This window comes from Phyllobacterium chamaecytisi, from assembly GCF_020164455.1.
In the GTDB taxonomy this organism is placed as follows: domain Bacteria; phylum Pseudomonadota; class Alphaproteobacteria; order Rhizobiales; family Rhizobiaceae; genus Phyllobacterium; species Phyllobacterium chamaecytisi.
Map to the genome: position 1 here is coordinate 445,632 of NZ_JAIQWW010000001.1, position 14,631 is coordinate 460,262.

Sequence of the window (14,631 nt, forward strand, 5' to 3'; positions counted from 1 at the left end):
GGCTAGTCGGTAAAAACCGTCCGCCCGTCCTTCATCACAGCTTTGCCGCTTGCAACCAGCGCGAGCGCCCGCACATAGGTTTTGTGCTCCACTGACAGCACCCGTTCAGCGAGCGTGTCGGGCGTATCGCCGCTCTCCACCGGCACTGCCGTCTGCGCAATGATCGGCCCTTCGTCCGTGCCCGCAGTGACGAAATGCACCGTGCAGCCATGCACACGCATTCCGGCTTCGAGTACCTGCTCATGCGTGTGGAGGCCTTTGAACAGCGGCAGCAGGGAAGGATGGATATTGAGCATCTTTCCCTCCCACTCACTTACGAATTCCGGCGAGATAATTCTCATATAACCCGCAAGGCAGACGATATCGGCCTTTGCAGCCTGCAGCGCTTCGGAAACAGCCTTTTCATGCTCGCGCTTCGAGGGAAAATCGCGATGGGGAATGGCAAATGCTGGAATGCCTTGTGTCCGTGCTGTTTCCAGCCCGCGGGCATCTGTCTTGTTGGCGATAACCGCAACGATTTCCGCCGGATAGTCTGCGTTCTTTGCAGCTTCGATGAGCGCACTCATATTGGAGCCGCGCCCGGATATCAGGATGGCGACGCGTTTCCTCGGTGTGGTCACAGCGCCAGCGTGCCTTGATAGACGACCCCGGCATCGGTGCGTGCAACCATCGTGCCCAGTCGCACAGGCTGTTCGCCCTGTGCTTCCAGGGCCGCAAACACCGCATTGACATTGTCGGGCGCGACCACGGCAATCATGCCGATACCGCAATTAAAGGTCCGCAGCATTTCATCGCGCTCGACGCCGCCGGTCTTTGCCAGCCACGAAAACACGGGCGGAACCTTGATGGCCGACAAGTCGATGCTCGCCGTCAGGTTCTTGGGCAGCACGCGGGGAATATTGTCCGGGAACCCGCCGCCGGTAATATGCGCCAGTGCTTTGATCGCGTTGGTTTCGCGGATGGCGGCGAGCAACGGCTTCACATAGATTCGCGTCGGCGTCAGCAGGGCCTGCCCTAGCGTCGTGCCGGTCCTGAAAGGCGCGTCGGCATCCCAGCCAAGGCCCGAAAGTTCTACGATGCGCCGTACCAGCGAAAATCCGTTGGAGTGAACACCGGAAGAGGCGAGGCCGAGAATGACATCGCCCTCGGCAATGTCACCGGATGGCAGCAACTGATTGCGCTCAGCCGCGCCCACGGCAAAGCCGGCAAGGTCATAATCGCCATCGCGGTACATGCCCGGCATCTCCGCCGTTTCACCGCCGATCAGCGCACAACCGGCCTGCAGGCAGCCTTCGGCAATCCCGCTGACGATAGCCGCACCCTGATCCGGATCGAGCTTGCCGGTGGCAAAATAGTCGAGGAAGAACAGAGGCTCGGCGCCTTGCACGACGAGATCATTGACGCACATGGCGACGAGGTCGATGCCGACGGTGTCATGTACGCCTGCATCGATGGCGATCTTCAGCTTGGTGCCGACACCGTCATTAGCTGCCACCAGCACGGGATCGGTAAAACCTGCGGCCTTCAAGTCGAAAAGTCCGCCAAAACCACCGATTTCGCCATCGGCGCCCGGCCGGCGTGTCGAACGCACGATCGGCTTTATCTTTTCAACAAGCAGATTGCCGGCATCGATATCCACGCCCGCCTGCGCGTAGGTAAGGCCATTCTTGCCACCTTTGGCGGGCTCGTTCTTGGTATTCATGATCTGCTCCGGATTGTTGCCCGCGAAATGGCACGACTCTGGTCCTGCTGCAAGGTCTGAGTACCTCAAGGGCCAGGAAAACGCCATTTATCGACATCTTGCCAGCCGTTTGGGCTTGAGCACCACACCCATTCTCTCCATTTAGGCTAAGACACACTACTTAAGGAAGCGGACCAAGTGACAATTCCCAACTACATCACGATCTTCCGCTTCATTCTCGTTCCATTCATCGTAATGGCCTTGCTGTCCGGATATGTCGGAGCGGCGCTGATAGGCTTCGTTATCGCCGGCGTCTCCGACGGCATTGATGGTTTCATTGCACGGCGCTACAATCAAGGGTCAGAGCTCGGCGCCTATCTCGATCCCATCGCCGACAAACTCCTCCTGGTTTCGCTGTTCGTGGTGCTTGGTTTTGTGAAGGAGTTGCCAGTCTGGCTGGTCGTCATTGTCGTTTCACGCGATATCTTCATAATCGGCGCCGTGCTCCTCGGTGCGGTCATCGGCAAACCGTTGGAAATGCATCCGCTGCTGGTGTCCAAGGCGAATACCGCGTTTCAGCTTGTCCTTGTCGCGGTCACACTGGCGGATATTGCATTTGATTTTTCACTCACCGGCAGTCGCATGGTATTAGTATGGATAGTTGCCCTCTTGACCGCAGCTTCCGCGACTGCCTATCTCATGACGTGGACGAAACACATGGCGGGATATGAGCAAGAGCATAAGCAAGACTAAAACGGATCCTGTTCCGGTCGAAATTCCGGACAAGGACATTCACGTCGATGTCCAGGTCACCACGCTTGGCGCAAGCGTACGCCGCCAAGCCGTGTTCTGGACAGGCGCGATGCTTTTCCTGGCGTTTTTCCTCTACATCTTCTCATCGATCCTCCTGCCTTTTGTCGCGGGGCTTGTACTCGCCTATTTTCTTGATCCTGTCGCCGACCATCTGCAACGTCTCGGCCTGTCCCGTCTGCTGGCGACGATTGTCATCCTCGTCCTGTTTGTCGTCACCTTCGCGCTGCTGCTCATCATCCTCGTGCCTGTTCTGGCCTCGCAGATGAGCGATTTCATCGTGCGTTTGCCGAGTTATGTATCGCGCCTGCAGGAACTCATCGCCAATCGCGACTCGCAATGGTTGAAGGATTTCATAGGTGTCGATGCGTCGGTCATCCGCAGCAGCCTGGATTCGCTTCTCCAGCAAGGCGCCGGCTTCCTTACCACCCTGCTGCAGTCGATCTGGAGTTCTGGCAAAACCTTGATCGATGTCGTGGCGCTATTCGTCGTTACGCCTGTTGTGGCGTTTTATATGCTGCTCGACTGGGACCGCATGGTTACAGAGATCGACAAGCTCGTTCCTCGTGAACACGTCCATACCGTTCGAGTCATAGCGCGCGACATGAACAAAGCCATCGCCGGTTTCGTTCGCGGGCAGGGTACGGTGTGTCTCCTTCTCGGTATCATATATGCGGTCGGCCTCACGGTTACCGGGCTGAACTTCGGGCTGCTGATCGGTCTCTTTGCCGGCCTGATCAGCTTCATTCCCTATGTCGGCTCGCTGGTCGGTCTGCTTTTGGCACTTGGCGTAGCGCTGGTGCAGTTCTGGCCTGACTATATCAATGTTCTCTATGTCGCTCTTGCGTTTGGCGTTGGACAGTTCATCGAGGGCAATATCCTTCAGCCGAAACTCGTCGGCTCCTCCGTAGGCCTGCATCCCGTCTGGCTGATGTTTGCACTGTTCGCGTTTGGCTCGCTGCTTGGTTTCACAGGCATGCTCATCGCCGTGCCGACCGCCGCCGCCGTCGGCGTTCTGGTGCGCTTCGTCATCCATCGCTATCAGCAATCCCCGCTCTACACAGGCGACTATCGCAAAAACGAGAAGACCAAAGAAATCAGATGACAGTGCAGCGTTGCTGGCTGTATTTCATCGCTCCATGACCGATGTAAGTACACCGCGCCAGCTGCCGCTCGATCTCGGCCACGAACCGGGCTATTCCCGTGACGATCTTATCGTGTCCGCATCCAACATGGCTGCAGTGGATATTGTCGATCGCTGGCCGGGCTGGATATCGCCCATCGTCGTGTTGGCTGGTCCGACCGGCTCGGGCAAAACCCATCTTGCCGCCGTCTGGAAAGCGGAATCTGATGCCATCATTCTCGATGCGCAGAGCATCGGTACCGCATCGGGCGAGAAGGGCCCATTCCTGATCGACGACATCGGCTCAGGACCGATCGACGAGTCCGGCCTTTTCCACCTGATCAACACTGTGCGCCAGAGCGGTTCCAGTCTGCTGATGACCTCGCGCAAATGGCCTGCCAACTGGCCTGTGACCTTGCCGGATCTCGCCTCCCGCCTGAAAGCGGCGACTACGGTAGAAATCGGCGAGCCGGACGACACGCTACTCGCGGGCGTCCTCTACAAGCTCTTCGCCGATCGGCAAATTGCTGTCGATCCCAATGTCATCAACTTCCTCGTCAGCCATATCGAGCGCTCGCTCTCCACGGCCAATCGCATTGTCGAGCGGCTGGACCGCGCTGCACTCGAAAAGAAATCGAGAATCACCCGCGCTCTTGCCGCCAGCGTTGTCACCGCGAGCGATGAGGGGCAGGCGGCGTTTGAGCTCTAGAGCAAGTCCAGCAAAGTGGGAACCGGTTTTGCGTCCGGAATTGCGTAAAAACAAAGAGTCAGAGCAATTCCGTGATTCGAGAAAAACGGAATTTCTCTAGTGCGCCTTATCAATTCTGTTCAGGCAGCAGCGGCGCTCCCGGGCGATAGAGCAGGATTGGCCGGATTTCATAAACGGCAGTCGGATTGGCGCGGCGCAGGTCGCGTGCGGCCGCAACGGCGTCCTCAAGCGTCGGGCAATCCACAATGTAGAAGCCGAGCAACTGCTCTTTGGTCTCGGCAAAAGGGCCGTCAATGATCACGCCGGCGTCCTTGCCACGCAAGGTCACGGCGCGCTGCGTTGGACCAAGCCGTGCCGCCGGGCCCAAAAGCTTTTCGCGCACGAGGCGCTGATTGACCTCGAGCAGTTCGGCCATCAGCGCCGCGTCCTCCTCTTTGGTCCATGATTCGACCACGTCCTCCTCGTGATAGGCCAAGATAGCATAGAACACGTTTTATCCCTCCTTTGTATCGGTCAAACTTCGGCTAATCGGGCCTCAGAGTCCTTTTGGAAAGTCGCTGCGGCGAGGCATATGGTGCGGTTTTCGAGAACCGGAGCGCAGCGTACTTAAAGTACGTGAGCGCCGGAAGCACAGAAAATCGCGTCAGATGACCGCTGCAGTAGAGTTTCAAAATGGGCTCTCAGCCTTCACCCTCGTTTTCGATATTGACTATGGCTCCACAGGCTTTGCAATGCACTGCATCGGGATCGTGCCGGCTTAGTCCGCAAGTCGAACATAGATAGCGAACTTTATTTGGCCGAAACAACACTTGGGCAAGGCGCAAGAACAGCGTTACGCCAAAAATCATGATCGACACTGATATCAATCGGCCGCTCGTCCCCTCAAGCGTGATGTCTCCAAAACCCGTTGTGGTTAGGGCAGTGACGGTAAAATACAGCGCGTCGGCATAATTGGCGATCTCGGCATTGGTCCGGTGCTGCGTCTCGTAAACCACACCCGTCATGATGAACAGGAACACCAAAAGATTGAGGACGGCGATCAGCGCATCCTCGTGCTGGCGCACAAACGGGAAGTCGACGCGCAGCCGGGCCAGAACCTGATAGGTGTGAAGTAACCGAAGGGTTCGAAGAATTCGTAGAAATCCGAAACCCTCACCAGAAAGAGGCGCAAGAAAAGAGAAAACGGCGGCAAAATCCGCAAGCGTAGAGGGTCGGAAGATTGACCGCATCGTCATCTCGCCGGTCGAAAAGCGGGCCACCAGATCGAGCAAAATAATCAGACCAATGCCAGTATCTGCCCATTCAACGACCTGGGTCCGCGGAAGGAAGGACGTGCCGATCACGAACAGGACGGTGGCGATATCGAAAGCCAACAACGCATACCGGAACCGGTGTGCCCTGTTGGTGTTTCCCTCATACAGCTCCGATATCAACCTGCTCACGGCAATCCTGTCATCGCGTTTAACCTGGTAAAACCATAAGGCAGAATTCGTTTGCAAATACCATCAAACGAAAATTTTGCGAACAGAAGAGATGGACGTCAGTTCGAGGGCCATCAGCCGTCAGATGTGCTACAGTTACGTACTTGTTCATCGTGGATGCAGAATTCAGGATCGCCGGATACGGCTGTTTCGGCAGTAGGTAGGGCACTTGGGGAAGTGGAGCAGATCATGACGATGTCATTGGATTCGGCCGCGGAGGTTTTCCGTGCGGCCATGCGGGAAACGGTCAAGCGGTACTCCTTGTGGTACCTCATTCAAGGTGCGCTTCTCGTCGTAGCAGGCGTCCTGGCGATCATCTATCCCATTATGTCGTCGGTGGCGGTCATCATCATGTTGGGCTGGCTGTTGATCATCAGTGGCGTTGCGCAGGGCATCAGCCTTGTGGGAGCACGGCACGTGCCGCACTTTTGGCTGCAACTCATCTCCGTCATCCTTGCCTTCCTTATCGGCTTCCTCTTCCTGCGTGATCCCGCACAGGGCCTGCTGACGGTCACGCTTCTCCTGATCGTGTTCTTCATGATCGAAGGCATCTCAAAGATCGTCTTTGCGCTAACGATCCGTCCATTTCCCTATTGGGGCTGGGTGCTGGCCAGCGGGCTGATCGGTGTCCTGCTCTCTCTGGTGCTTTGGGCAAGCCTGCCGGTCACGGCGCTATGGCTCGTCGGATTGCTGCTCGGAATTCAACTGATCAGCGTTGGCGGTGCGCTTGCACGACTTGCCTGGCAGGTGCGGCGAAGCCCGACGACTTGAGACGACTCAAATTCCCGCCACCCTTTGGCGGGCTGGCGGACGAAGCTTCAGCATTCTCTCATCGATTTTCTGCGAGACGAAGCCACTTGATAAAGTGTATTAACAACTTTCGCGCCACTATGCCCGCTCTCGCTCTAGGCAACAGAGTTTTATATGTCAGATGTCCCGCTGCTCGAGTCCGCCGTCATTGCCCGCTTGAAAGCGGAGTTACAGGCTAAAGAATCCATAATCCGCGATCAGGCCACTGCACTGGAACACAGTCGCAAAATCTTTGCACGAGCGTCTGTCGCTGCCCGGATTGGTGTCTGGGAGTGCAGCCTTCCCGATGAGACATTGCATTGGACCGACGTGGTCTATGACATCTTTGACCTGCCGCGCGGGTCGAATCTTAATCGAAACGAGATCGTGGAATGCTATGCGGAGAATACTGCGAAAGAACTCCAGCGACGCCGCAGAAGAGCAATTGATGATCGCAGCGGCTTCGAGATGGATGCCGAAATCATAACGGTGCAGGGCAATCGCCGCTGGATACGAATTACTGCCACGGTTGAATCCGAAAATGACATACCTGTCCGCATTTTTGGTATGAAACAGGACATCACCGAGCAAAAGATTTTGTTGGACCGCACGCGATATCTGGCCGACTTCGACCTTTTGACCGGACTGGCCAATCGCAGCCAGTTCCAGATGAGACTTGCAGATTTGTGTAAACCTGATGCCGGTCAAAGTCCGCGCGGCGCATTGCTCCTGATCGATCTCGATGGTTTCAAGATTATCAACGATAGCCTGGGGCACCCCGTCGGCGATGAGTGCCTGAAAGAGGTCGCCAATCGCCTCCTTGCTTTATGTCACGAAACTGAGGTTGTAGCCCGAATTGGCGGCGACGAATTCGCCATTTTGCTGGGATCCCAATTTGGGCAGGATGCGATTACAGACCTTGCACAGCGGATCGTCGGTTCTCTAAGCAAACCTTTGGAGTTTTTCGGTCAGTCACCAAAGCTTGGGGCATCGGTGGGTATCGCGCTTATCGATGACTGTGTCCCGTCCGACGTCGTAAAGAATGCCGATACCGCCCTCTATGCTGCAAAAGCTGCGGGACGGAACACTTTTCAGGTTTTCGATCCGGCGCGCACTCCCAACGAAAAAGCTGCCTGAATTCCAGCAAGTAGTCAGCCTTCGGCGGCCAATTTGTCCTGGGTCTTCGTTTCGAAGTCACTGGCATCGTGACGCTCACGCAACTGGGTCGAAGGTTCACCCGATGTGCGATTGACCATCCGGCCGCGCTTTACTGTCGGACGTTCGTCGATCTGGTTGGCCCAACGCACCACGTTCTTGTATTCCTGCACCTGCAGGAATTCCGCGCCGTCATAAAGCCGGCCTTTGACCAGTCCGCCATACCATGGCCAGACGGCAATGTCGGCAATGGTGTACTCGCTGCCTCCCAAATACTCGCTTTCCGCGAGGCGACGGTCGAGCACATCGAGCTGGCGTTTGGTTTCCATGGCAAATCGGTCGATCGCATATTCGATCTTGGTCGGCGCGTAGGCGTAGAAATGGCCGAACCCGCCTCCCAGATAGGGTGCGCTGCCCATCTGCCAAAACAGCCATGACAGGCATTCGGCGCGCGCCGCTGTTTCCGTCGGAAGGAGCGCGCCGAATTTCTCGGCGAGATAAACGAGGATAGAACCGGATTCGAAAACCCGGATGGGTTTCGGGCCACTGCGATCCACCAGAGCGGGTATTTTGGAGTTTGGGTTGATCGCGACAAAACCGCTACCGAACTGGTCACCGTCATTGATATTGATCAACCAGGCATCGTACTCCGCGCCCCGGTGGCCAAGCGCCAGCAGCTCTTCGAGCATGATCGTAACCTTCACACCATTCGGCGTACCCTGAGAATAGAGCTGAAGCGGATGGCGGCCAATCGGCAGGTCTTTCTCATGTGTCGGTCCTGCGATCGGCCGGTTGATATTTGCGAAGCGACCTCCGCTCTCTTTAGTCCAGGCCCAGACCTTCGGCGGCGTATAATCGTTGGAAGCACTCATTTGCAAACTCCGGGGATTCGATGGTGAATTGCGTTGACCATCGATCTAGCCTTATTGCTCGTGATGACTAGACGAAAAGGTCAACTTTTGTGGTTCCTGACTTCACTTTTCTGTCAAGTCGCCACCTGATCGGCCGGGAAGCCGATCGTTGACTATCGGCCAAACAAGTGAGGTTTGCAATTTATGCGGGACTTTTGGCGTCACATGTTGCCTTTGCAAACCATTCGTTCGGTTTTCTGCTTTTTTCGTGTTTTGAGCTATTGCGTTCTCAGGCCAATATCTCTAGGGACAGCAGCGTCAACAAAGGACGGAGCGTAGCGCAGCCTGGTAGCGCATCTGGTTTGGGACCACCGTGTCCACCCGAATTGCTCTTTAATTCCAATCACTTGCGGTTTGCTTTTTTCTTGGTGGGATTTTTGGTGGGACTCGCTGCCTCCAACCCGGCGCGCAAGTCTTCATGTGTAACGTGGGCATAGCGGCTCGTGGTTTTGATATCCGTATGGCCGAGCAGCAACTGCGCCTGCTTGAGATTGCCAGTCGCGCGCACCAGGCGGGTGGCAGCGGTATGGCGGTTATCGTGGAACCGATAGCCCTTGAACGACCGTCCAGCCTTCTCGCAACGTTCCTTCGTGCGCCGCCATTCTGTCTTCAACCCGTTATAGGTGATCGGATAGCGCGCATCCTTTGTGCGACCGTCGCGGGTGCGCACGGCCACATAGGTGAAGACGGCCGTCGGATGGTCATCCTTTAAAGACCACAAGAGATCATAGACGGCTTTGGTCATGGGGATGGTTCGTTCCTTCTTGAGCCCATCCTTGCCCTTTCCCCATACCGTGAAGTCGCGTGTATGGAAGCGAACGTCGGTCCATTCAAGCCCTACAACCTCCTCGAGGCGGACGCCGGTCAGGAGCGTGAAGCGCACGGACGGTGCATAATCGCCGCGCAAGATGGTCATCAGAAAAGCTTCCTGATCGGGGCTGGCTTCGGTCTTAATGACCTCTTCGGCCAGCATGAACTTCTTCCATTCGATGTCCTCGACAGGGACCTTCCAAACCTTCTTGGCCTCGAGCATCATCATGCGAAAGTATTCGGTATGCCGGTTCACGGTCGAATTGGCTGGTCTGGTTCCACGTGTGGTGAGCATGCCGCGGCGCTTCGCAACGAGTTTGGTTACGATCGCATTGTCTATCTTGGTGATAGGTAGATCTGGTCCGCCTTCGATGTTGTTGGCAATCCAGATCAGATAGCGTTCGGCATCGAGGCTGTTGGCGTGGAATGCCGCGCGCTCTTCATAGAACTTGGCGGCAGCCTCGGCGATGGATATTTCCTTGGCGGGTTTGACGGCCTTCGCCTCGTCTTTGAATTCGGCCCTTAGCCGGTCTTTTTCGGCTTTTTCAAATTTGTCAGCCTCTCGTTTGTCATGGCATCCCGTCGTGCCAGAAAATCGATGGCCCTTGAACTGGAAGTCGTAGCTGTACGGCTCGCCCTCGCGCTTCCTGTAGACGGACATTCCTGCCTCTTCCTTCGTTCAATGAATTCCTGAAGGTCCTCTTCAGTGTAACGACGCCACTCACGCTTCATGCCGTTGCCGACATTGACATACCTAATGTGGCCAGACAGCGTGAGTGCCGTCAACTGCTTGTACGAGATTGCCAACTCTCTCGCGGCTTCCTGCGGTGTCAATAGAGCCATCAGACGTACTCCCAACCGCTATGATCGCCGTGCTCGGCACACTTCTGACGGACGTCCTCGGCTTCCGGCGTATCGCCATAATCGAAATCGCCGCAAATAATGCACTGGTGAACATCGACAGAGCAGCCGCAATCACGGTCGCAACCGGCGTTACAACCACCGTAGAATTTCCAGGTATGGCCGTTGGCGATGCACTGAGAGAAGTCGCGAGGCTTCACGCCTTCGCCGGCAGCTTCTTTCAGACGGTAAAACTCTTCCTCGGATATAGAGACGGTGCTCATTTGCCGCCTCCTCTAGCAGCGCGGGCGGCGCGGAAGTCAGAAGGGCCGAACCAATCGCATATGCGGTCGTTTAACGGAGCCTCATGTGTCCATCCGTTTTCGTCCACCCAGTTTTCCCAGTCTCGCACGAACGGCTGTAGCGCCTTCAACGCCTCGTCTCGCTGGCGTTCTGCGAGTTCAAGGCGCGATTGAATATCAGTCCGCTTCTCTCTGGCTTTAGCCATAAATTCCTTTGTGAACTCGTCTATATCCCTGAAGGTAGTGTTAGGGTCTCTCGCCAGCCATTCGCTCTCTGCCCATTCAAAAGCTGCGTCACGTTCTTCGGTGGCATCTGCCTCATCGTTTGCCCATTGAAACGATGTGGCTTTCCACTTCTCGCTCTCCGCCTCTGCCTTCTCCACGCGCTGTATAAGGTGGGTGAGTTCGGTGGCGTCGGAACGGATGCGGGCGATGAGGGAGAGGACAACGCTGTCACCCCAACAATCATCCCAATCATCATCGCACTGGGATGCCCAATCGGTAATCTGTGCGTCTGTCGCAGGCCTAGTCATGGCTTGGGTTCCAGTGCATCTGCGATGAGCGGGATAATATCGTTTCGTATTTCTGAAGCGGACAACATCGCGGCGCGACCGATCTCATCGTCTTGGCTTTTCACCGCCTGAACGGCTTTCATCCAATGCGCTGTTAGCGCTACTCGGATTTGTTGCAGCGCTGCCCGCTCCACCGCCTCCCCGCTTATCTGCTCTGAGGGGGAGGAGTGAATGTAGAGGGGCATTTTCATCCCATATTGCGGCAACGGGATTGTAGACAGACTTATATCTGCACCATCCTCAGTTAGCGCGCGAATGTCAGCCTCGCAGGCATATGCCACAGCCCTGCTTATCTGCTCGGTGGAAGGGCGGGAGTTGAGAGCCGTGATGTGATTATATATCGATTTCCATGTATCTATCTCAGCCTGCAATACCGCGCATTCAGATTGGAGACGTTCAATTTCAGCGATCTGAAGTGTTTTGGTCGATTTGCATTCATCGCATGTGTCTGTCTGCCATTCATCGGCGCGCATTTGGTATGGTTTCAGTACCTTGCCGGAACCGTTGCATGCATCGCAGATGATCTGATTGGGATATTCAACTGTACCCCCCTCCAGCCGTTCACCTTGTCCGTCACAATCTGCGCAAGGCGTCGGATATTCCTGAACGGGCTGCACCTTGTTGTAGGAACGCTTGCCGTCCTTAAACACCCACCGGCGCTCCACTAACTCCCCGCTTATCTGCTCGCCTTCCGGTTTGAGGGTGGAGAGGAGGGCGACGGCTTCTGCGAACAGGTCACCGACGTACGTTCCCGCGTGCATCTCGGACATAACCGACATTTGACGGATGGTCTTCGCCTTATCCATTTTGGGCTTCCCCTTCCTTGAGAAGGGCGCGGAGAGCTTGTGCGGCTTTCTTGGCCGCGTTCACTCGTTCGACCTTTTTGTCGAAGTCTCCATCGCCATTGAATGCCTCGACAGCATCGAAATACTCAACAAAAACCCGTATCGTGTCGTTGTGGGCAACAACAGCCACATCGCCCGGCCCTGCATATCGCCAACCGTCTATGCCGTCGCCAACAATGATTACTGGTGTGGGCTGGCCTACCGGTTTGAGGGCGGCGCGTATCTGCTGTTCATAATCGCGCACCAGATTTAGCCCGCTGGATGCAGCTATATTTCGGTACGTCTCAGCCCTCACATAGAGACCAGCGGCAACGGCCTTGTCATGCTCTCGAATAGCCTTAGCCATCCGGTCAAACCATTCGGCCGCGCCCCAATGGTCACAGATCTCGAATAGATCTATTGGATTTGTCATGATTGCACCTTCAGGGCTGCGGTGAGGGCTGCGCGTCCAGCATCTGTGATCTCCCACGGCGTTGGGGTGGGAGGGCCATCTGAGGGAAGTTCATCCTCTGTAGGACGGGCAAATCCGGCCCTCCCCAGGTCACGGAGCGCAGCAAGCTCAGTTATGCGCGTGCTGGCGTGATCGGAAAGCCCAATCCATCTAGAAGCAGTGCCGCGCTTTAGCAGGATGATATGAGTAGGAAGAAGCTCCAGCACACTCAATGGCTCGGTTGCTCCTTGTGCTGGAGTTGGCCCCCATTCGTCGCCGAAGTGCTTGCGCAAGATGTTGCAGAGAACGGATTGCACGTCGCCGTCCAAGGTCTCGGTTGCGGCGTCCCAGGTGATGATCCGCGGGTCCACGTTGAGAACCTTGCAGAGCTGTTCCATCACAAAATCTACGCCAGCATTCCAGCGATCATCTAGCGCTGGATCGACGCGCCAATCTGCCACCGCCACCTCAGCGGGGGCTGCCGCGCCAGCGGATTTGGAAGTTTCGATGTAATCGGCAACCGTGCGCAATAGCTTGACTGTGCCCTCTGTATCTTTCAGGTAAGCTGCATCAGCACGTGACCGAAGAACCCACGGCCAGTCTATCCGACCATCTTCCACCTCAGCAGGTGCTATGGGGGTAAGGGCGCGGAGTTTGGCCTTGGCTTTGACTGCAATCTCATCACCACCAACCCTGAATTCCATGGCGCGAGAAATGCGATCCTGAACTTCGGCCATTGTTGGCGGCGTGGTCCCCGGCTTTGATATGCCGTGCAAAGCGTTGAAGTGCAGTCCTTCGATGGCCTCGACCTCAATGCAGAAGTCGTTGGCAGGATCAGGGTGATGACCGAAAAGGCCCAAAGTTTCCATGGTAGGCTCCTCGGTTGGCACCATTGGGGAAACTGCGGAGAGGGCGTATTCTACAAACTGCTCGTACGTCATCAGGGCGTGGTCTGGCAAATCTTCTGGTGAAGTCAAATCGTCGGGGTTAGCGTCACAAAAGCTGACCCAAGCATCACGAAGCGCTTTCTCGATCTGGCTCATAGCTCTTCATCCTTGAGAAGCGCGCGGGCATCAGCAATGATCTTGTCGAGTTCTTTGAGGCCAGCGTATCCGTTGTAGCTGTTAACGGGAAAATCTTTGTCCCATTTCACAAGCCGCGAGAGTAACCCCGACTCTCTCGCGGCAGTTACTTGGGGCACGTATTCAGGCAAAGGAGAGTGCTTAGGCTTTGCCGCCTGCTTTGCACGAATCTTCTCCACCTTGGTCCAGATGCGAGTGAGTTCGGTTTCGCCAGCCTCATGCATATCGAGGCCGTGAGCGAGGCAGAAGGCTGCAAGCGTAACCATTACGCCGCCTACCTCTTGTGATGGTTCACCCTTTGGACGGGAATATGTGTATTCCTCCAGGAAGCTAAGGCGCTCGCGCGGATATCCAACTGACTGCAAAAGCTCGAATAGTTCTTCTGCCAGACGGTCGCCGCGCTCCAGTTGATCGTCGCTGATTTCTTGACCGAAGCATGCCATCATCCAGGGCTGGACTCGCTGCTGGAAAGTCGCCTCAGTGGGTGCTTCATAGGCTTCGTCTGCCGAAACAATACGCTGGTACTCAACACCGTTAGGAGCGCGAACTGTTTGAGAAACGCGACCATCAAGTGTGTCGGCCTGCTCGATGACCATCTCTGCGGGCAAAAGGGCGGTGGCGAGTTCATCGAATGCTTTGTGCATGTCGCCCATCGTTGGATAGCTGATAGTAATCCGGTGTTTCCCATCCCCGCTTTCTTGGAGACAAAAGCCCGTCCTGAACGTCGCAAACTTGTCGCTCACCGTCCCTACTGTGGACGGGGAAAGGGCTGCGAAGACATAGACGGTCATGCCATCTTCGAAGTATTCGCCGCAAACAATGTCTTTATGCTTCGCACGGTCGAACCGTTCCTCGACCAGAACGCCATGCTTCAAGCCTAGTTCTTGGATCGTGCCGCCGTCAGCGTCGTGACCTTCGAAGGCAATTCGACAAATATTCTTGCCGAATGCTTCCCATCCTGTGGATGGTTCTATTGGTGTGTTCATTGCAGAATCCTCCCGGCGTAGGCGGCTTTGAGCGCTTCCAAGTTGGGAAAGCATTTGCCACGCGCCCATTCGATAATGGCCCGATAGCCGGGGTTGCCGGCGGCC

Annotated in this window: 17 protein-coding genes and 1 pseudogene; 5 read left to right on the plus strand and 13 right to left on the minus strand. The window is 55.9% G+C overall.

Going from position 1 to position 14,631, the window contains the following annotated elements:
- Nucleotides 1-2: 2 nt before the first annotated feature.
- Both purN and purM read right to left on the minus strand, forming a co-directional pair.
- Nucleotides 3-620 carry a phosphoribosylglycinamide formyltransferase gene (gene purN / locus LB462_RS02150; protein WP_224505742.1) on the minus strand — a complete coding sequence of 206 codons (618 nt, stop codon included), beginning with the start codon at nt 618-620 and terminating at the stop codon, nt 3-5.
- On the minus strand, nt 617-1,702 hold the full coding sequence (gene purM / locus LB462_RS02155; RefSeq protein ID WP_224505743.1) for a phosphoribosylformylglycinamidine cyclo-ligase: 1,086 nt from the start codon (nt 1,700-1,702) through the stop codon (nt 617-619). Before purM ends, purN begins: the two co-directional genes overlap by 4 nt.
- 177 nt (nt 1,703-1,879) lie before the next feature.
- On the opposite strand from purM, the gene LB462_RS02160 reads away from it, so the two are divergent.
- The 3 genes from LB462_RS02160 to hdaA are packed head-to-tail and all read left to right on the plus strand — an operon-like array spanning nt 1,880 to nt 4,323.
- A complete protein-coding gene (locus LB462_RS02160) occupies nt 1,880-2,434 on the plus strand; it encodes a CDP-alcohol phosphatidyltransferase family protein (RefSeq protein WP_224505744.1) in 555 nt (184 codons plus the stop codon).
- Nucleotides 2,409-3,596, plus strand: coding sequence for an AI-2E family transporter (locus LB462_RS02165; protein WP_370637031.1), 1,188 nt, complete (start codon nt 2,409-2,411; stop codon nt 3,594-3,596). Before LB462_RS02160 ends, LB462_RS02165 begins: the two co-directional genes overlap by 26 nt.
- 34 nt (nt 3,597-3,630) lie before the next feature.
- Nucleotides 3,631-4,323, plus strand: coding sequence for a DnaA regulatory inactivator HdaA (hdaA, locus tag LB462_RS02170; protein WP_224505745.1), 693 nt, complete (start codon nt 3,631-3,633; stop codon nt 4,321-4,323).
- Between the two features lie 109 nt (nt 4,324-4,432).
- Here hdaA and LB462_RS02175 read toward each other — a convergent pair whose 3' ends face one another.
- Together LB462_RS02175 and LB462_RS02180 are read right to left on the minus strand one after the other, a co-directional pair.
- Entirely contained in the window at nt 4,433-4,813 is a 381-nt protein-coding gene (locus LB462_RS02175; RefSeq protein WP_224505746.1) for a YciI family protein, read from the minus strand.
- Nucleotides 4,814-5,003: 190 nt separating this feature from the next.
- Nucleotides 5,004-5,765 (minus strand): potassium channel family protein, encoded by a 762-nt coding sequence (locus LB462_RS02180; RefSeq protein WP_224505747.1) that lies wholly within the window; start codon nt 5,763-5,765, stop codon nt 5,004-5,006.
- A 228-nt stretch (nt 5,766-5,993) separates the two neighbouring features.
- Here LB462_RS02180 and LB462_RS02185 point away from each other — a divergent pair, with 228 nt between their 5' ends.
- Nucleotides 5,994-6,575, plus strand: coding sequence for an HdeD family acid-resistance protein (locus LB462_RS02185; protein WP_224505748.1), 582 nt, complete (start codon nt 5,994-5,996; stop codon nt 6,573-6,575).
- Between the two features lie 153 nt (nt 6,576-6,728).
- Entirely contained in the window at nt 6,729-7,730 is a 1,002-nt protein-coding gene (locus LB462_RS02190; protein ID WP_224505749.1) for a diguanylate cyclase domain-containing protein, read from the plus strand.
- Between the two features lie 14 nt (nt 7,731-7,744).
- Here LB462_RS02190 and yghU read toward each other — a convergent pair whose 3' ends face one another.
- The 9 genes and pseudogenes from yghU to LB462_RS02235 all read right to left on the minus strand — a co-directional run bounded on the left by yghU (nt 7,745) and on the right by LB462_RS02235 (nt 14,580).
- Entirely contained in the window at nt 7,745-8,620 is an 876-nt protein-coding gene (gene yghU, locus LB462_RS02195; protein WP_224505750.1) for a glutathione-dependent disulfide-bond oxidoreductase, read from the minus strand.
- Nucleotides 8,621-9,002: 382 nt separating this feature from the next.
- On the minus strand, nt 9,003-10,130 hold the full coding sequence (locus tag LB462_RS02200) for a site-specific integrase (protein WP_224505751.1): 1,128 nt from the start codon (nt 10,128-10,130) through the stop codon (nt 9,003-9,005).
- Nucleotides 10,131-10,153: 23 nt separating this feature from the next.
- Nucleotides 10,154-10,312: pseudogene (locus tag LB462_RS31365) on the minus strand (helix-turn-helix domain-containing protein); the annotation flags it as partial.
- A complete protein-coding gene (locus LB462_RS02210) occupies nt 10,312-10,593 on the minus strand; it encodes a hypothetical protein (protein WP_224505752.1) in 282 nt (93 codons plus the stop codon). The pseudogene LB462_RS31365 and the gene LB462_RS02210, both read right to left, overlap by 1 nt.
- Nucleotides 10,590-11,144, minus strand: a complete 555-nt coding sequence (locus LB462_RS02215) for a hypothetical protein (RefSeq protein WP_224505753.1) — start codon at nt 11,142-11,144, stop codon at nt 10,590-10,592. Before LB462_RS02215 ends, LB462_RS02210 begins: the two co-directional genes overlap by 4 nt.
- The gene (locus LB462_RS02220) at nt 11,141-11,989 is read right to left on the minus strand and encodes a zinc finger-like domain-containing protein (RefSeq protein WP_224505754.1); all 849 of its coding nucleotides are present in this window, start codon (nt 11,987-11,989) and stop codon (nt 11,141-11,143) included. Before LB462_RS02220 ends, LB462_RS02215 begins: the two co-directional genes overlap by 4 nt.
- A complete protein-coding gene (locus LB462_RS02225; protein ID WP_224505755.1) occupies nt 11,982-12,440 on the minus strand; it encodes a hypothetical protein in 459 nt (152 codons plus the stop codon). The genes LB462_RS02220 and LB462_RS02225 overlap by 8 nt, the downstream gene beginning before the upstream one ends.
- Complete coding sequence (locus LB462_RS02230; RefSeq protein ID WP_224505756.1) at nt 12,437-13,501, minus strand: hypothetical protein; 1,065 nt, start codon at nt 13,499-13,501, stop codon at nt 12,437-12,439. The genes LB462_RS02225 and LB462_RS02230 overlap by 4 nt, the downstream gene beginning before the upstream one ends.
- Nucleotides 13,498-14,580 (minus strand): hypothetical protein, encoded by a 1,083-nt coding sequence (locus LB462_RS02235; RefSeq protein WP_224505757.1) that lies wholly within the window; start codon nt 14,578-14,580, stop codon nt 13,498-13,500. The genes LB462_RS02230 and LB462_RS02235 overlap by 4 nt, the downstream gene beginning before the upstream one ends.
- Between the last annotated feature and the right edge of the window lie 51 nt (nt 14,581-14,631).

Coding starts and splice junctions, on each gene's coding strand:
- LB462_RS02200 (WP_224505751.1), bottom strand. CDS start 10,130: ATGTCCGTCTACAGGAAGCGCGAGGGCGAGCCGTACAGCTACGACTTC.
- LB462_RS02210 (WP_224505752.1), bottom strand. CDS start 10,593: ATGAGCACCGTCTCTATATCCGAGGAAGAGTTTTACCGTCTGAAAGAA.
- LB462_RS02235 (WP_224505757.1), bottom strand. CDS start 14,580: ATGCTTTCCCAACTTGGAAGCGCTCAAAGCCGCCTACGCCGGGAGGAT.
- LB462_RS02230 (WP_224505756.1), bottom strand. CDS start 13,501: ATGAGCCAGATCGAGAAAGCGCTTCGTGATGCTTGGGTCAGCTTTTGT.
- LB462_RS02225 (WP_224505755.1), bottom strand. CDS start 12,440: ATGACAAATCCAATAGATCTATTCGAGATCTGTGACCATTGGGGCGCG.
- LB462_RS02220 (WP_224505754.1), bottom strand. CDS start 11,989: ATGGATAAGGCGAAGACCATCCGTCAAATGTCGGTTATGTCCGAGATG.
- yghU (WP_224505750.1), bottom strand. CDS start 8,620: ATGAGTGCTTCCAACGATTATACGCCGCCGAAGGTCTGGGCCTGGACT.
- LB462_RS02190 (WP_224505749.1), top strand. CDS start 6,729: ATGTCAGATGTCCCGCTGCTCGAGTCCGCCGTCATTGCCCGCTTGAAA.
- LB462_RS02165 (WP_370637031.1), top strand. CDS start 2,409: ATGAGCAAGAGCATAAGCAAGACTAAAACGGATCCTGTTCCGGTCGAA.
- purM (WP_224505743.1), bottom strand. CDS start 1,702: ATGAATACCAAGAACGAGCCCGCCAAAGGTGGCAAGAATGGCCTTACC.
- LB462_RS02185 (WP_224505748.1), top strand. CDS start 5,994: ATGACGATGTCATTGGATTCGGCCGCGGAGGTTTTCCGTGCGGCCATG.
- LB462_RS02215 (WP_224505753.1), bottom strand. CDS start 11,144: ATGACTAGGCCTGCGACAGACGCACAGATTACCGATTGGGCATCCCAG.
- hdaA (WP_224505745.1), top strand. CDS start 3,631: ATGACCGATGTAAGTACACCGCGCCAGCTGCCGCTCGATCTCGGCCAC.